The sequence below is a fragment of the Paenibacillus sp. B1-35 genome (genome assembly GCF_050474385.1).
GTDB lineage: Bacteria > Bacillota > Bacilli > Paenibacillales > Paenibacillaceae > Paenibacillus_B > Paenibacillus_B alvei.
Genome location: NZ_JBCHVJ010000003.1, coordinates 38,620 through 54,728 on the forward strand (window position 1 = coordinate 38,620; position 16,109 = coordinate 54,728).

13 protein-coding genes and 1 pseudogene are annotated in these 16,109 nt (G+C 43.2%); 10 read left to right on the forward strand and 4 right to left on the reverse strand.

Features of this window, described 5'->3' with window-relative positions; translation table 11 throughout:
- Positions 1 to 257: 257 nt before the first annotated feature.
- Complete coding sequence (locus ACQ5BJ_RS12045) at positions 258 to 755, reverse strand: DinB family protein (protein ID WP_289355205.1); 498 nt, start codon at positions 753 to 755, stop codon at positions 258 to 260.
- Positions 756 to 1,011: 256 nt separating this feature from the next.
- Here ACQ5BJ_RS12045 and ACQ5BJ_RS12050 point away from each other — a divergent pair, with 256 nt between their 5' ends.
- The 5 genes from ACQ5BJ_RS12050 to ACQ5BJ_RS12070 all read left to right on the forward strand — a co-directional run bounded on the left by ACQ5BJ_RS12050 (position 1,012) and on the right by ACQ5BJ_RS12070 (position 6,109).
- A complete protein-coding gene (locus tag ACQ5BJ_RS12050; RefSeq protein WP_005544365.1) occupies positions 1,012 to 1,383 on the forward strand; it encodes an iron chaperone in 372 nt (123 codons plus the stop codon).
- 560 nt (positions 1,384 to 1,943) lie between these two features.
- Positions 1,944 to 3,539, forward strand: coding sequence for a basic secretory protein-like protein (locus ACQ5BJ_RS12055; RefSeq protein WP_430110934.1), 1,596 nt, complete (start codon positions 1,944 to 1,946; stop codon positions 3,537 to 3,539).
- 359 nt (positions 3,540 to 3,898) lie between these two features.
- The gene (locus tag ACQ5BJ_RS12060) at positions 3,899 to 4,909 is read left to right on the forward strand and encodes an aldo/keto reductase (protein ID WP_430110930.1); all 1,011 of its coding nucleotides are present in this window, start codon (positions 3,899 to 3,901) and stop codon (positions 4,907 to 4,909) included.
- Positions 4,910 to 4,950: 41 nt separating this feature from the next.
- A complete protein-coding gene (locus ACQ5BJ_RS12065) occupies positions 4,951 to 5,367 on the forward strand; it encodes an SRPBCC family protein (protein ID WP_430110927.1) in 417 nt (138 codons plus the stop codon).
- Positions 5,368 to 5,653: 286 nt separating this feature from the next.
- On the forward strand, positions 5,654 to 6,109 hold the full coding sequence (locus ACQ5BJ_RS12070) for a hypothetical protein (protein ID WP_430110924.1): 456 nt from the start codon (positions 5,654 to 5,656) through the stop codon (positions 6,107 to 6,109).
- Positions 6,110 to 6,207: 98 nt separating this feature from the next.
- Here ACQ5BJ_RS12070 and ACQ5BJ_RS12075 read toward each other — a convergent pair whose 3' ends face one another.
- Positions 6,208 to 7,143, reverse strand: coding sequence for an MBL fold metallo-hydrolase (locus ACQ5BJ_RS12075; protein WP_005544362.1), 936 nt, complete (start codon positions 7,141 to 7,143; stop codon positions 6,208 to 6,210).
- A gap of 576 nt (positions 7,144 to 7,719) precedes the next feature.
- Here ACQ5BJ_RS12075 and ACQ5BJ_RS12080 point away from each other — a divergent pair.
- Both ACQ5BJ_RS12080 and ACQ5BJ_RS12085 read left to right on the forward strand, forming a co-directional pair.
- On the forward strand, positions 7,720 to 8,514 hold the full coding sequence (locus tag ACQ5BJ_RS12080) for a MerR family transcriptional regulator (RefSeq protein WP_005544361.1): 795 nt from the start codon (positions 7,720 to 7,722) through the stop codon (positions 8,512 to 8,514).
- A gap of 107 nt (positions 8,515 to 8,621) precedes the next feature.
- On the forward strand, positions 8,622 to 9,494 hold the full coding sequence (locus ACQ5BJ_RS12085) for a CPBP family intramembrane glutamic endopeptidase (RefSeq protein ID WP_430110920.1): 873 nt from the start codon (positions 8,622 to 8,624) through the stop codon (positions 9,492 to 9,494).
- Positions 9,495 to 9,521: 27 nt separating this feature from the next.
- Here ACQ5BJ_RS12085 and ACQ5BJ_RS12090 read toward each other — a convergent pair.
- Positions 9,522 to 10,883, reverse strand: a pseudogene (locus ACQ5BJ_RS12090) (FAD-dependent oxidoreductase).
- 358 nt (positions 10,884 to 11,241) lie between these two features.
- Positions 11,242 to 12,321, reverse strand: coding sequence for an Atu2307/SP_0267 family LLM class monooxygenase (locus tag ACQ5BJ_RS12095; RefSeq protein WP_005544358.1), 1,080 nt, complete (start codon positions 12,319 to 12,321; stop codon positions 11,242 to 11,244).
- Positions 12,322 to 12,725: 404 nt separating this feature from the next.
- Between ACQ5BJ_RS12095 and ACQ5BJ_RS12100 the strand changes: the two genes are divergently transcribed.
- The 3 genes from ACQ5BJ_RS12100 (at position 12,726) to ACQ5BJ_RS12110 (ending at position 16,030) form a co-directional block, all read left to right on the forward strand.
- Entirely contained in the window at positions 12,726 to 13,586 is an 861-nt protein-coding gene (locus ACQ5BJ_RS12100) for an AraC family transcriptional regulator (protein ID WP_430110917.1), read from the forward strand.
- Positions 13,587 to 14,004: 418 nt separating this feature from the next.
- Positions 14,005 to 14,604, forward strand: a complete 600-nt coding sequence (locus ACQ5BJ_RS12105; RefSeq protein WP_005544356.1) for a nitroreductase family protein — start codon at positions 14,005 to 14,007, stop codon at positions 14,602 to 14,604.
- Positions 14,605 to 14,866: 262 nt separating this feature from the next.
- Positions 14,867 to 16,030, forward strand: a complete 1,164-nt coding sequence (locus tag ACQ5BJ_RS12110) for a hypothetical protein (RefSeq protein ID WP_005544355.1) — start codon at positions 14,867 to 14,869, stop codon at positions 16,028 to 16,030.
- Positions 16,031 to 16,109: the final 79 nt, after the last annotated feature.

The window sequence follows — 16,109 nt, forward strand, 5'->3', positions numbered from 1 at the left end:
TTTTCCAAAAGTATAGGTCGATCCCAATAGGGGTACGGATCTTTACTGCAAAAAAAATTTTTTGATTTCACATTCTTGAGTCATGTTCGCCTGTAATGTTATGGGGAAAGCGTAGAAGTTCTAGAACCGGATTGGTTCCGATTTCTGGGGGAAGTAACTGCTAGGTTGCCTTCTCGTCCAAAAACTTTATTCTCAAAAAAAGTCGCAGAGTACCGGCGGTTTTGCCGATGCTCTGCGACTTTTTGGTTTATTTTCATTTACTTGCTTTTCTCGTCGGCTGAGGGGCCATAAAGGCCTGGAAGCGGAATATCGAGTAGCCGCAAATAAACTCCGAGCTGTGCCCGGTGATGGATCATGTGGCTTATTCCGAAGGTGCGAAGCGCGATCGCCCGCGGCTGGCTCAAAATGATATGCTCGCCGTTTCGTAAAGTCCATTCCTCGCCAAGTGCGTTCTCGTCACATTCAGATAACAGCTTTTCAAGCTTGATGACGTTCGCATCGAACTCCTTCAGTACGTCTTCACTTTTTTCCAAAGCTTCTCGCCGATTCGGTACGGTTGAAAGATCGAATTCCGGGTAAAGAAAAATTGCGATTTGCCAGTTCAGCAGGTTAATCAGGTGCGTAGCTAGCCCGCCTAACGACATTGATTTCACATGCGGCTTCCACGTCAAATGTTCCTCGGGTAAACGCTCTAGGATGCGGCGCGTTGTGGCTAGTTCGTGCAAGGCATCTCCGACGATTAATTGTTTTATCATGGATTTTTCCTCACCCCTCCTATGGCTAGAATACTATAAAACCAGTCGAGTGGAAAAGATTTCTTATGAGCTGATTTTCATACATTTGCACCATCAAACCTCGTTGGATATGATTATCTAGCAGGGTGTTTTTGTCTATTAGAACAATAATCCCTAACGTTAAATGGACGCAACCTAAGTACTGAAGGAATAGGAATGGGTGTACAGCGACAATAATGTTATGTGAAAATAAGTATTCATTTTAGGAGAGAACAACATGGATGTTTTTGCAGACTTTTTAGAGAAAATTGAGCACCCGCAGCATCGGGATCGAACAGAAGAGGTTTTGGCTTGGATCATTCAGAAATTTCCAAATTTAGTGCCTAAAATCGCGTGGAATCAGCCTATGTTTACCGATCATGGCACATTTATTATTGGCTTTAGCGTATCCAAAAATCATTTGGCTGTTGGCCCCGAAAGAGCAGGGATCGTTCATTTTTCTGATGAAATTGAGCAGGCTGGCTACGAACAGACGAAGCAGTTGTTTCGTATTCCGTGGAGCAGTCCGGTTCATTTCTCATTACTTGAGAAAATGATTGAGTTTAATATGTTGGATAAGGCAAACTGCTCAACCTTTTGGCGAAAGTAAAGCATTTTCTTACTGCTTAGAAGTTAAGTTGTGTTTGTAAGCAACATGCTATGTTACTCGCGTAAGACACGAGAGAAAAAAATGATATTGGACAATATGGAGTTATTTTGAATATCCTATGATCCACCAACTTTTCATCTAAGTCGCTGATAATTCAGCGGCTTTTTTCTTAGGAAGAAATACCTTTCTTGTTTCGAAGTATGACAACAGGAGGTCAATGCCACTCGTGCATAGATGGCAGCAGGTATAGCGTTAAGAGCGACAATGTAACGCTTACTATTTTTATACAAATCATTCGAGGAAAACGATGCTTTTATTACAAGATAATTTTTGCAAAGAATACTTGGGTATTAGAGGCGGCGGTTCTATATTACAAGCTACTTGAACCGAATGCCTGAGTGTAGACGAAGAAATAAGCGGCGATGTATTTTATGTTGGATAATGCATATGTCGAGAATTGTATATTTTACCAATATGTATTTTCATGTACAATTAGAAATTATAACCATCTATTTTTCGATCCAATCCCAAGTTAAAAAGTAAAGAGGAGATGGCGAAGCATGAAGAGATTTGGAATTTTTATTTTAGCTGCTGCCTTAGGGGCAGGCTTCAGCAACAGTGTACCTATTCAGGCAGCGGCAGCGGAACAAACATCAATCGAAATCCCAACGAATTTGGCTTTAAGCGGCAAGGCAACGGCAAGCGGAGAGTTCGCGCCACATCAAGGGAAGGATAAGGCGTTCGACCAAGATATTTTTTCAAAATGGTTGACGTTCAACAGCCCGGCATGGCTGCAATACGAGTTTCCTGAAGCGAAAGTCGTAACCTCATACTCGATTACTTCTGCGGAGGACGAGCCATATAGAGACCCGAAAAGCTGGGTGTTAAAAGGCTCTAATGACGGGACTAGCTGGACTCAACTGGATATGCAGCAGAATCAAAGCTTTACCTCCCGGCATCAAACGAAAACCTATTCATTTTCCAATAAGACAGCGTACAAATTTGTGAAATTCGATAACTTTCATAATCAAAATGGAAGCGGGATGCTGCAGGTATCCGAAATCAAGTTATATGATGGCAGCTCAAAGAACTGGAGTACGACCAAGCCTGAGGTTGCGGCCAGCGGGGAAAATAAGCCTAACAATACCAAAGAGAATCTGGTGGACGGGACTAGCGTTACGAAATGGTTAACAAAAGATAAAAACGCATGGCTCACATTCGACTTCGGGAAACCGGTGACGATCGATGGTTACTCGCTTACAGCAGCTAATGATAGACCCGAACGCGACCCTAAAAGTTGGGTTCTTCAGGGATCCAACGATAATAAGAACTGGACGAGTATAGACAAGAAAAGCAATGAGATATTCAAAGTCCGACATCAGCGCATGTATTACCTTTTAGAAAACAATACCGCAGCTTATCAATACTATAGACTCAGCAATATGAAAAATCATAGCGGAAACTCTATGCAATTGGGTGAGGTCGAATTTTCGCGTACGAATGATATCGGGCATGCCATTAACCCAAAAATCGAAGTACAGATTCTTGATTCAAAGGGCAAAGGTAAAATATTCAAGAAAGCTCTCCCCAATGCAGAGAAAGAAATATTGGCAGTCGCACGTAAAGTACATGAGATGTTATACAAGAGTCCAGCCGATGCGCCTGTAGATGTCAAAAAAATATTGGTTACTATAGTAGATGCTCCTGATGGTGTGGCTTGGGCATCGGGAGATGCTACGCAGAAGACAATAGGCTTCAGTGTGCAGTATCTGCAAAAGTTTGTAGAGAGCCCTGCCAAATCGCTGCGCGACGAAATCATCGGAATCCTTTATCATGAAATCAGTCATGTTTATCAATATAGCCATTTTGATGTGGAGGCAATAGCCGATAGCTTGCGCTTTAAAGCAGGATACCATGACCGTTATAGCGTGAGAAAGGGAGGAAATTGGGAGAAGGATGGGACAGCGAATTTCCTTCGCTGGATAGATGATACGAAAAAACGAGGCTTCATTCGTGAACTTAATGCAACTCAAGTCCCTTATAACATTGGGGGAGAAAATGAAAAAAGATTGTGGAAAGAACGCCAAATTCAATTGATTACCGGAACAGACGTACAGACGCTTTGGTCCCAGTATCAAGCGACACTTCCTAATTAGGAAGTCCCCTTCGTACTAACAAGTACACTCCAGGCATGAAGCAATTGTGCAGTAGGAGAGAATGACCCCATAACGCAAGACAAATCAAAACACCTTCAAGAGAATGCTCTTATATCGTAAGTGGATATGAGGGACAACCTTGGAGGTGTTTTTGGTTGGCAACTAGAGGTTCTAAAAAAGGTACAAGGAGTCGGAAAGGAGGTGTACCTTATAGGTTACTTTTTAGTCCCTATGTCACTACAAAGTACGTACTTCTCTTTTTGGTCTACATGATCGATAATAAATCATGTCAGTAACCATTCTTACAGACTAACGAATTTTCAATTCGAGGCAGAACAAATCTTAGGAGGGTTTATTCAATGAGAAATATACTGCAAGGTAAACTAGGTTTTGGTACTGCGCCGCTAGGTAATATGTACCGTAATATCCCAGAAGAGGAAGCATTAGCGACTGTAGATGCTGCATGGGAAAGTGGCATTCGTTACTTTGACACTGCCCCCCTTTATGGATCTGGCTTGGCGGAGATGCGTCTTGGTGAAGCTCTGTCAAAACGAAATCGTGATGATTACGTGTTAAGTACAAAAGTAGGTCGAATCATTTCGGATGAATTGGAAGACCCATCAGCTCGTGATTTAGGAGAAAAAGGCGGGCTTTTTGAATTCGGCCGTAAAAATAAAATCATGAATGACTATAGCGCGGATGCAACCCTTCGCTCGATCGAGGATAGTTTGAAACGTTTACAAACAGATCGTATAGATTTTGTATATATTCATGATGTGGCGCAAGACTTTTATGGTGATGAGTGGATCTCCCAATTTGAAACTGCCCGAACAGGGGCATTCCGTGTGCTAACACGTTTGCGTGAAGAAGGAGTCATTAAAGGTTGGGGACTCGGAGTAAACCGAGTAGAACCAGTTGAACTCTTGCTGGACTTGGAAGAAGTTAAACCAGATGTAACTTTGCTGGCTGGTCGTTACACATTATTAGACCATAAGCGTGCGCTGCAACGGTTAATGCCTGCGGCTGCAAAACACAATATGGACATTGTCGTTGGTGGTCCATATAGCTCTGGTGTTCTTGCTGGAGGAACACACTTTGAGTATCAAAAAGCATCACCTGAAATTATGGCTAAAGTTGAGAAAATCAAGAGCATTGCAGAACGTCACAACATCGGCATCAAAGCGGCTGCTTTGCAATTTTCACTGGCGAATCCGGCGGTTGCCGCTGTCATTCCTGGTGCTAGCCGCCCTGAGCGAATTGCAGAAGACAAAGCTGCCTTGAACACAGTGATTCCGGCAGCGTTCTGGGAAGAAATGCGCGAACAAAACCTTGTGGCATCTGATGCACCACTGCCAATCAATACGAAATAAAAAACGAAATTATATACGAAGTAAAAAGGAGAGAAGTCAATATGGCATACACATCGACATCGATTAAAATCTCCGCTTCACCTGAGAAAGTATGGCAATTAATCGGAGGATTTGACTCTCTTCCAGACTGGCTTCCGTATATTCCAAACAGTGAAGTCACTGAAGGGGGACGTGTACGTCATCTGGCTAACCCTGATGGTGATGCGATTGCAGAACGCTTAGTGGCATTCAATGATAAGGAGCGCTACTACACGTATTCCATTATGAAAGCACCGTTTCCGGTTAAGGATTATGAATCTACACTCCAGGTTAAAGCAGATGCTGACGGTAAATCATCGTTGATTGAATGGTCTGGCAGCTTCACGCCTGTAGGTGTTAGTGACCAAGAAGCTATAGACCTGTTCCATGGCATCTATAAAGATGGCTTAGAAGCATTACAACAATCATTTCAAGATTAAAGAGTTAGGAAGTAAAAAGGGAGTGACGCAAAGTCGGAATTGGAACTTTGTGTCACTCCTTTCGTTTAAAAAGAAATAAGTACACTCAAGCATATATACAATAGATTTGATTTCCTTATCATTTAACTATATCCGAACCCATCTTTCCCCGCCCATTTTATCGACTGTACCCGCATTGTAATGAAGCACAATTAGGCAAGCCACGAACAACGATAACGAAAGGAGATGTGATATACTCAGGGGAACAATTTAGACAGTTTATAACTATATTGGAGGAGCAATCGAAATGCTGTCGGAAAACGTGATCAATTATTGCAAAAGCAAAAACTGGTGGTTTGAAGATATTACAGAGGAGTATGAACATGCATTGGTAAAGTTAGGCATTGATTTGGGTTCAGATTTTGCTGCGTTTTATTTGCATGCAGAGGATGGGCCGACTTTCTATAATAGACGACGTGAAATCTATCAGATTTGTTGGTTTATGATCAATTCTTCGGATTATATGTTAGGTATGAAGAGAACTCATGACGTTTTAAACCTGCCTGAAGAATATATTCCGTTGGACAGCTTTGAAGGGGAGTTCGGCTTTTTTTATAATAAGAACACAGACGAGGTGTTGGGCTTAGGATTGGGCCGGCAGATGGAGGATTTTTTTGCTGGTAAATTGAATTCGCAATGGAAAAGCTTTAACTCCTTCCTAGAGTGGTATTTTGAACTGACAGATTCGAGTGTGACTCTATAGAAAAAGGCCGTCAGTATCGCTGCACTGAAGCTAACCTGATGATGGAATGCTCCAGAGGAGGCATGACGGCCTTTTATTTATATGAAACAAACGTTAAATCAAGGCCATGAACGCTCGCCTTTTATTACTTGTGCGCCCATTTCCAGATCACTTGTGTTCTTGAAGTTCGGGTAAGCCTTCTTCATCGCTGCAATCAGTTCAGCAGAATTTTTAGACTGTTTAGCCGCTTCTTCAAATTTTGCAATATAGTCACGAGTGAAGGTGACACTGGATGTATTCTCAGAGCTCTTGCCAAGGTAATGACCCGGGATAACCCGTTCTGGCTTCAGGTCAAGAATCTGATTCAGAATCTCCCGCCAGTGAACACGGCTCTCTGGGGTCTGGTTGTCTGCCATCCAGACATGCAGGTTTTCATAGATAGGTACGCCGCCCAAAATGGTTTTTTTAGACGGAACCCAAAGGACGGTATGAGACGGATCAGAACCATTGAGACCGACTACCTGTACGGTTTCACCATCGACTGTCAGCTTATCACCGTCTAGGACATCAGGCACAATCAGTTCTGTCGGAGCGTTTTCTTTCAGGATTGGACCCCAGAAATCATTCTTTAGCTTGATTGTCGCCTTAATCCCTTCCACAGTGGCGGGGGTAGCAACTATTTTTACATCAGGAAAGGCTTTGCGGATCGCTGACAAGCCGAAGTAGAAATCCGGATCTTGATGGCTGATATACACCGTAGACAACTTCTTACCCGTGTCACGGATCATTTTGACCAGTTTTTCGGCGTTGCTTTTTTCAAATTGAGCATCAACGAGCAATACCTCGTTCGGTCCTTCGATTAGGCTTGAGCTGACAGGGAAAAGACCATTTTCTCCAGGGTTGAACGGCGTGATTTTCAGTTCAGTCGTCGGTGCAGGCTTCTTAGCCTCTTCACTTGCATTGTTCGCCGTATTCGCCCTGCCGGCACATGCGCTTAGCAATAGCGTGAAACTAAGCAACAAAATAACTCCTATAGATGATTTCTTACTAAACATCACAAATCTCCCTCTTTCTTATGCTGATAATAATTGTTGAAACAGAAACGTTTCGTGACTTCCTAAAGTAGGTAAAGTATGCCCGTCACAGCTCATATGCATGCGGTTTTATCTTGTGTTTGCGTATTTAGCAACCGGCATATCAAGCGGGTCGTAGGCGACATTCTCCTTTCGAAGTATTTCGATATCTTTCGTTGTAACTATTATAGTTACAACAATTCCAAAAAAAAGAGGTTCGCTTTTCATATTGAAAAATGAATCTGAACCGCAATGGAATTGTTATTGCCTATGTGCTTTAGAAGCACCCTCTTGATGTAACCATTATAGTTACAACAACTAAGAAGTGTCAAGACTGATTTTAAAAATACTATAAAATCCCAATTGTTATTCAACAGTACGTGGTTGGGAGAGGACTTTGAATTTCTTTATGATACTGATTTGAAATCGAAATGTACGGTTGCAGGTTGTGGCGATTTTCCCCTTTAGATAAGATTGTCTGAGACAGTTTTTATGTTAAAAAACGAATATCTACTGTGGAACGTGTATTCAGGTTTGTAGTACAGAAAGGGGAGTAACATGTACACCATTGGGCAAGTAGCAAAATATTTAGGGGTATCTCGAGATACGTTGAAGTTTTATGAAGAGAAGGAATTAGTAAAGCCGGAGCAAAATAGGGAGAATGGGTATAGAACATATAATCATTTTGATATCTATGATATTGCAACCGTTAATTTTTATAGAGAAATCGATTTTGAAATTAAAAAAATCCAGGAATTAAGAAAAGGGAAGAGTATAGAGGGGATACAGTCCTTATTAGAAGAGAAAGAGCGGGATGTATGGGAGGAAATCGAATATAAAAAGCTGTTGTTAAAAAAGCTCCAGCTTGTTAAGGAAGACTGCGGGAAAATTAAACAGTTCTTAGGGAAATACATACTAAAAGAAATGAAGCCTTTAGAAATAACGGGCGAAATCGAACATTTCACTGCGTACGAAGAATATGAAGCTTTAAAACAGAATACAGAAAACGTAAAAAAAGCAGTGACACTAACCTCTTTAAGAAGAGTTATACGATTCAATGAAGAAGGTATGATTGAAGATAAGTTTATCATTGTTAGAAGAGTAGAGGAACATAAGCGTGATATAGAAGGGGAAATCCTAGTTCATCCTAAATGTTTGTATACCGTTATTGAAAATGGAAGATGGGCAACGGGGGAAGAAAGCATTGATCATCAGGTAGAAGCTAGTTTGCGAAAAGCAGCAATGGAAAAGGAGTATGAGCTTTTGGGACTCGTTTACATCAATCTATTGCTTACTACTTATGAGGATGGACTCGAACGTGTGTTTTTGGAAATTTATGCACCTATAAAGTAAGACAGACGGGTATTGACCTGTGAGTTACCCCCAGGTTTAAGCTGAAGGTGTTCGTAAATGGAACGTGTTGCTATTTACGAAATACTTAGTTGAAGCGGGGATTATGCATGAGTAGAGAAAAGAAACTCAAAAAACCGGTAGCAAGTTTTATTTTCTTAACCAATATCATTTTCTGGCCATTTTTTTGCCTTGTCGGAGCAGTAGGCATGCTAGGGTTTCCTGCATGGGTCATTGACGTCCTGTTTTGTATCTCGGCTTGGTCATCGACCTTTGCTTTTGTTGTGCTATTTCGCAAAATCTATCCTGGTCAGCGTTTTATGCGATTTGTAAAAGATACATTCAAGAATAAGCTTAATTGGATCGTAATTCTTATTGCCGGTATGATTCAAGTCCTCTTATTTTTGCTGACTTTGTTTCTCGTATCTTATCACCGCGAAGCAGGCTCAATGTTTACAATCTCTTCGTATGGGATGCTGATCTACGTTTTCGTAAAAAATCTTTTTGCAGGGCCATTAGGAGAAGAGTTAGGCTGGAGAGCTTTCGCACAGATTGAGCTCCAAAAGAGGCACTCACCATTAAAGGCTTCGATTATCATCGGGTTTTGGTGGGGGATGTGGCATCTGCCTGTATGGTTTACGACAGGATACGCGGGCATGGATTTAATCAAATATATCGCATTCTTTATGATTGCACTCATCGCTACGAAGATTGTGATGACCGCATTTTATAACGTAAATCAGAATTTAATGATTCCAATCCTGATCCACCAATTGTTTAATTTCTTTATCGGCTTAATAAATGGAAGCTTAATGGAGTTAATTATGTATAGCGCAATTCTTTATTCGATAGTGGCTGTTATACTCGTCGTGATAAATCCCAAAAACGTATTGTATGGAAAGAGAGATACTAAAGATTCCTTACACATAGGGGAAATTGGTCTAATAGCGCCAAAATTGCCGCCGGATCATCTGGAAAGATGACCCGATGGCATTTTTTATTTTGTCCATTTAGGCGTGCTGCAGTTTTTCGTCTACGATCTGAGGAAGCGCGGCAATGCCGGCTGTATTCAAAAAGTTCCAAGGCTTGTTAAAGTGAGGCTGGAAGAAGAAGTCGACAAAAGCCAGTTCGTCGATTGTCATCCCGTTTTAAATGCATACCGACATCGTGTTCATCGCTTGGGTCAGATCGACTTTGGACATGATTTGTGCCCCCAGCAGACGGCGGCTTTCCTTTTCATATACAACCTTCAAGGTTAGCGTCTCTGCCGTAGGCATAAATTCCGGACGATAGGCGTCTGTTATCATAACCGCTTCGGCCTCGATCTTCTCGTCGGCGCATGCGATTTCGGTAAGTCCGGTCGAGGCGAGATTGAACTCATATATTTTAAGTCCTGACGTCCCTTGCGTGCCCAAATATTTTGTTGTTGGCTGTATCAGATTGCGGGCTACCAGCATGCCCATCCGTACTGCATTTGTAGCCAACGGAATATAAGCGGCCTTGCCGGTTGGATTGTAATGTACAGCACAACTGTCGCCGGCGGCGAATACATCCTGCTTGCTAGTCTGCATATATGGATCGACGATGATCGCTCCATTTGGCAGCATATCCACTTGGCCTTTCAGCAGTTGGGTATTCGGACGGAATCCGATACAGAGAATGACCATATCCGTTTCAATATTGCCCTTATCAGTAATGACAAGGTTTACTAGGCCGTCCTTGCCTTCAAAACCTTCTACGGTCTGTCCAAGCTCCAAATTTATGCCTTTGTCGCGGAATGATTCTTCGATCTTGCAACTGAATTCAGCGTCCAAATAACGGTTCAAAATCCGGTCAGCGCTGTCAATCAGCGTTACCTGCTTGCCACTTTGCTGGAACGCCTCTACAAGCTCTACTCCGATATATCCAGCACCAACTACTGTAATATGATTCGCTTGCTTAGCTTTTTCAATAATGGAATTGGCATGTTCATAGTTTTTGCACAGCAGAATGTTGTCAAGCTCCATGCCAGGGAGCTGTGGAATAACCGGCCAAGATCCCGTCGTGACAATCAGCTTATCAAAACAATCCGTGAATTCTTCTCCAGTCAGCAGATTGCGCACTTGCATCGTTTTCGCATCCGTATCAACAGAAAGAACCTCATGACGCATGCGGGCGATGACCCCCAAATCGGCCAGTTGCTGTGGAGAGGAGTAAAAGAGCCCTTCCGGCTGCTTCACGACCCCGCCTACGTACAAAGCGATCCCGCAAGATAAAAACGATATGTTATCGTTGCGTTCATAAACGGTAATATGGGCATCGGGATAAAGTTTGGCAGCGTTGACTATCGCTGCTGTTCCGGCATGGGTACATCCAATTACTGCAATTTTCATCGTAATTCCTCCCTGAGCTGTAACATCTAGTGAAAAACCAAATGGTTGAATATTAATGTGACATATTTCACAATTACAGTGTACTGTGATTTATTTCACAAATCAATAGCCAAATTGTTCTTTTTTTCACAAAATGCATTGTATGCCGGCCGAGGCATAACTGAGATCCCCCTTGGAGACGAGAGGGGATTATGATCAAATATAGAATTAAACCCGAAGATTTGCCTTCGCCACTATTTAAACAACTGGAGGAACCAAATACTTAAGAAGAAATGCAAAGAGAGGCTGCCCGGCATTCTTCCGGGCGAGCCTCCTTATCATTCGTTAAAAAGACTATAGAGCGGATCGCCATTAAGTCTTACGCTTTGCCCTCGGTACGTGCCAGTTCCTTGCGTACGAGCGGCGCAACCTTGGTTCCGAGCAGTTCAATCGAACGCAGGATATCACGGTGAGGGATTGAACCGACGTCACAGTGTAAGAAGAAGCGCGTCACACCCAGGTTGCGGCGGAGCAGTACGATTTTTTCAGCGACGTGCTCTGGATCGCCAACATATAAGCAACCACGCAATTTGGAGTCTTCATCGAAGGTTGCGCGTGTGTACTGAGCTCCCCAGCCACGCTCACGTCCGATCTTGTTCATCATGGCTTGTGTTCCCGGGAACAGCAGCTCGGCTGCCTTCTCTGCAGAATCAGCTACAATCCCGTGCGAGTGAGTGGCAATTTGCAGCTTGTTTACATCGTGTCCAGCCTTAGCGGCAGATCTCTTATAGAGCTGGACAAGCGGCGCAAAGCGCTCCGGCATGCCTCCTATGATCGCATAAACAACCGGCAATCCAAGTGTACCGGCCCGGACAGATGATTCCGCGTTGCCGCCGGTGGCAATCCAGACGGGAAGAGGGTTCTGGACAGCTCGAGGGTACACACCAAGATTATCAATGGCTGCGCGATGGCGGCTTCCACGCCAGCTTATCTTCTCCGATTCCCGGATAGCGAGCAGAAGCTCCAGCTTCTCTTCATACAATTGTTCGTAATCATTCAGGCTGTACCCAAACAACGGGAAGGATTCGACAAATGAGCCGCGGCCTGCCATAATCTCAGCACGTCCATTCGAGATGGCGTCCAGTGTAGCATACTGCTGATAAACGCGTACCGGATCGTCTGAGGACAGGACGGTAACGGCGCTGGTCAGCCGAATATGCTTCGTCTGGGCCGCCGCTGCCGCCAGAATGACTGCAGGGGCCGAAGCAGCATACTCATACCGATGATGTTCGCCAATGCCATAGACATCTAGTCCAACTTGATCGGCGAGAACCATCTCCTCAACTGCTCGCTGTAGTCGCTCGGTATGACTGATGCGCTCACCGGTCACCGGATCCGTCGACGCTTCCAAAAAAGTGCTGATTCCAATTTCCAGATCAACAACCGGTTTATCGGTCATCGTGTTCGCCTCCTTTATTCATATGATACTATATAATATAAAGTAACATAACTTTTATTAGTTTCAAAGGAACAATAATTATCCTTCCCACTATCAAACGCTAAATTCATCTTGCCCGTCAGCCTGCGTTCCAATCCAATTATGAGAAACAGGTGCAAAGCGGAGAACAATTAACTCCACGCAAATACGTTCGCAAAATGATGGATTGCTGGCTAAACTAAATTCGAACCTTTGCTCATGTCTGCAGCTAATTCGATGATTCAGGCATTGTATAAGTTGATATCGTTGGGGTTAAGCAGGGATAATGATACGGACAGATAAGAGATCTGTCACATGATCGCACAGAATGACAGGATAGCAAGGGGCAGCCTTGATATTCTGTACTCAGAGAGGAGCTATTGCGAATGGAATGGCTAAATCGAATGATGTCGGCGCTTGACTTAATCGAAGCGAAAATGGAGGAGCCTTTGGATATGGCGGAACTTGCGAAGGCGGCGTATTCCTCTCCGTATCACTTTCAGCGAATGTTCTATATGCTGACAGGTATGACCGTGGCCGAGTACGTACGGAAACGGCGCTTAACCTTGGCGGCTCAAGAGTTAGCCATGAGTGGTTCTAAAGTGATCGACGTCGCGATGAAGTATTGCTACGATTCGCCAGAATCGTTCTCTAAGGCGTTCCGCAAGCTGCACGGCATCTCGCCCTCTGAGGCTCGAAATTCGGGTGTTCAGCTGAAGGCCTTTCCTCGTATTTCCTTTCACCTATCACTGAAGGGAGACAAAGAAATGGAATATAGAATTGTACAGAGAAAGTCGTTCACCGTTGTAGGGAAATCGATCCAGACGACCACGAAAGAGGGAGAGAATTTGATCGAGATTCCGAAGTTTTGGCGCGATAGTCACGCGGATGGAACCGTCGCAAAAGTTGCTGCATTGGGCAAAAATCAAGATACTCTAGGCATGTGCTATGGCGCGCAGCAGGGTGGGGAGGTCTTTCACTATGCAATTGCAGTAGAGACCGATTGGACGGAATCAGACAGTGAGTTTGAATGTATTCAAGTTCCAGCTGCGACGTGGGCCGTATTTACCTCGATTGGTCCAATGCCTGGAGCCATTCAAGAAGTATGGAATCGCATCTATCAGGAGTGGTTCCCTGCTACAGATTATGAGCAAGCCGAAATTCCAGATTTCGAACTGTATCCTCCAGGGGATCCATGGTCGGACGACTACCGCTGTGAGGTATGGATTCCGGTAGTGAAAAAATAAAAGTGATTCAATATCTACTAATCTCCTCGTCAAAAAATATGACGGCAAAGTGAAACTCGACTGGGTCGGCGAATAGATTCTTTTATCAAAAAGGCATCTCGTTCTAGAGATGTCTTTTTGTATTCCACTTTTGCAAGACGTTAGACCCTAAAATTCAAATTCAGAAGTCATTTTTCTTTCTTGTTGACTAAATTCATTTTATTTTATATAATTATCTCGAATTAGAGATACTTTAACCCAAGATAAAGTGTAGTTATCCAAGTAGCTGCTCTTCATATTTGTATAAATGTGAAACACGCAGGATACATTAATTGGGGATCGATGAAAAAGTATCGAAAATGATGTATTCAATTCAATTACAATGTTTTCACAAGATAATCGATATTGAAGGATATTCGAATTTAGGAGGAAAAAAACGATGACAAAAGATTTCTACACTGCGCTTAAAGAAAGACGTACTTACTACGGAATCAATAAAGAGGTACAAGTATCAGATGAAAGAATTAAAGAAATCGTAGAATTTGCAGTGAAACACACTCCGTCAGCTTTCAATTCGCAATCTTCACGTTTGGTTGTATTGTCTGGTGAGGCACATAATAAATTATGGGACATTACAACGGCAGCATTGAGAAAAGTAGTTGGTGATGGAGACTTTTCAGGAACACAACAAAAAATGGATTCCTTCAAAGCAGGTTATGGTACCGTATTATTCTTTGAAGATGAGGCTGTAGTGAAATCACTTCAAGAACAATTTACTGCATATGCTGACAACTTCCCAATTTGGTCAAACCAAGCATCAGCTATGCACCAATTAGTAGTGTGGACAGGATTGGAAGCAGAGGGGTTAGGAGCATCTTTACAGCATTACAATCCACTAATTGATGATGAAGTGAAAAAAGAATGGAATATCCCTGACAATTGGAAGCTTATTGCACAAATGCCATTTGGTAATCCAACAGCCACACCAGGCGACAAAGAATTTAAACCGTTAGAAGATCGTGTAATGTTTCATAAGTAATTAACTACTATGTAAACGGAACGTTCATTAAAATAAGGAATCCATTTTGAATTTGTCTTTATTCAAAATGGGTTCTTTTTTTGTGCCAACAAGTAATTTTCATCAACTTTTTGACATGCTCAGGACTTCGGTATGTTCATTTTTTCTTACAAGTAGCCGTTATAAGTAATATAGTAAATAATTGGACGGGTAAACTTTTTTGAACCCATTATAGTCTAATCGTTAGCTATACATAAAGAAACGTTGAGAGAGAGGAGAAGTTATGAAGTCAGTATTTGAATTAAGAAAAGGACGCATCGGTATGGGGTGGCTCGTCGTTTGTTCGATGATTATCTCGGCATTATCATACCCAACAAGTATACAAGCTCTGAGCAATGCGGTGTCGGCAACATACGGCAATCAGACTGGTTCCGTTCAGGATTTTGCGAGATATGACGTGGATCCGTCCACATCAGTCACTTTAGGTGCGGGTTCCTCTAAGGCGATAAAGGTATACGGATACAACTCTAATGGGAAAAAAGTATCGCTCGGAACGAAGGTTCAATGGCGGTCAGGCAACGAGCAAGTTGTGAAAATGAGCGGGGCAACGATCAAGGGCGTTGCGGAAGGCAGCACGATCGTTACAGGCGTGTACGGTTCGCAAAGGTTCGATATTTCCGTACAGGTTACCGCTACGGTTAAAAAGCTAATCGTAACCCCAGCGAAGATGGCGCTGTCTCCCGGGAAGTCTGCGACTTTTTCCGTTCAAGCGGTCTTTGCAGGCGGGAGTACAAGAGATGTTACTTCACTGGTAACGGCGAAAGCATCAGGCCAAGGCATTGAGGTTCGAAACGGTGTCGTAACAGCGGTGGGACAGCCAAAAGGAAGCGCCAGTGTAAAGCTGTATTACGGGGGCAAAGGGACAACCCTTCCCGTTGCTCTGCAGGAGAACATGGTAAACATCGATGTTCAACCTTCGTCTATCGTAATGGGAGCGGGAACGACGAAGCCTATCAAAGTCATCGGCACTTTGTCGAGCGGCAAAAAAGTGTCGCTTTCAGGAAAGGTAGCGTGGAAATCCGGCAATGATCAAGTTGCAAAGGCGACGGTTTCGGGTGTAAAAGCAATTGCAGAAGGCACGACGAGAATCGTTGGTGTGTACGGTGATCGCACTTTTGAAATTCCGGTTCAAGTCACGCCTAAATTGAAGAAGCTGACGGTTGTGCCATCTGCGACGAAGCTTGCTCCGAATCACACGACAAGCTATCGAGTACAGGCGATCTACAGCAGCGGCAACACGTCTGATGTAACTTCACTTGCTCAGTCGAAGTCAAATGGCAAGGCAACCGCGAGTTATGGTACGATCACCGCAGTCAGCAAAGGGAAGTCCGTGATTACTTTTTCATACGGCGGCAAAAAGGTATCTCTGCGCATCACGATAGAGTAGCATGAACAATTGATGCTTGGTGAAGAAAAGGTATTCGTTTTACTCTCCATTTCATTAATATTGAGAATATGATATGAAG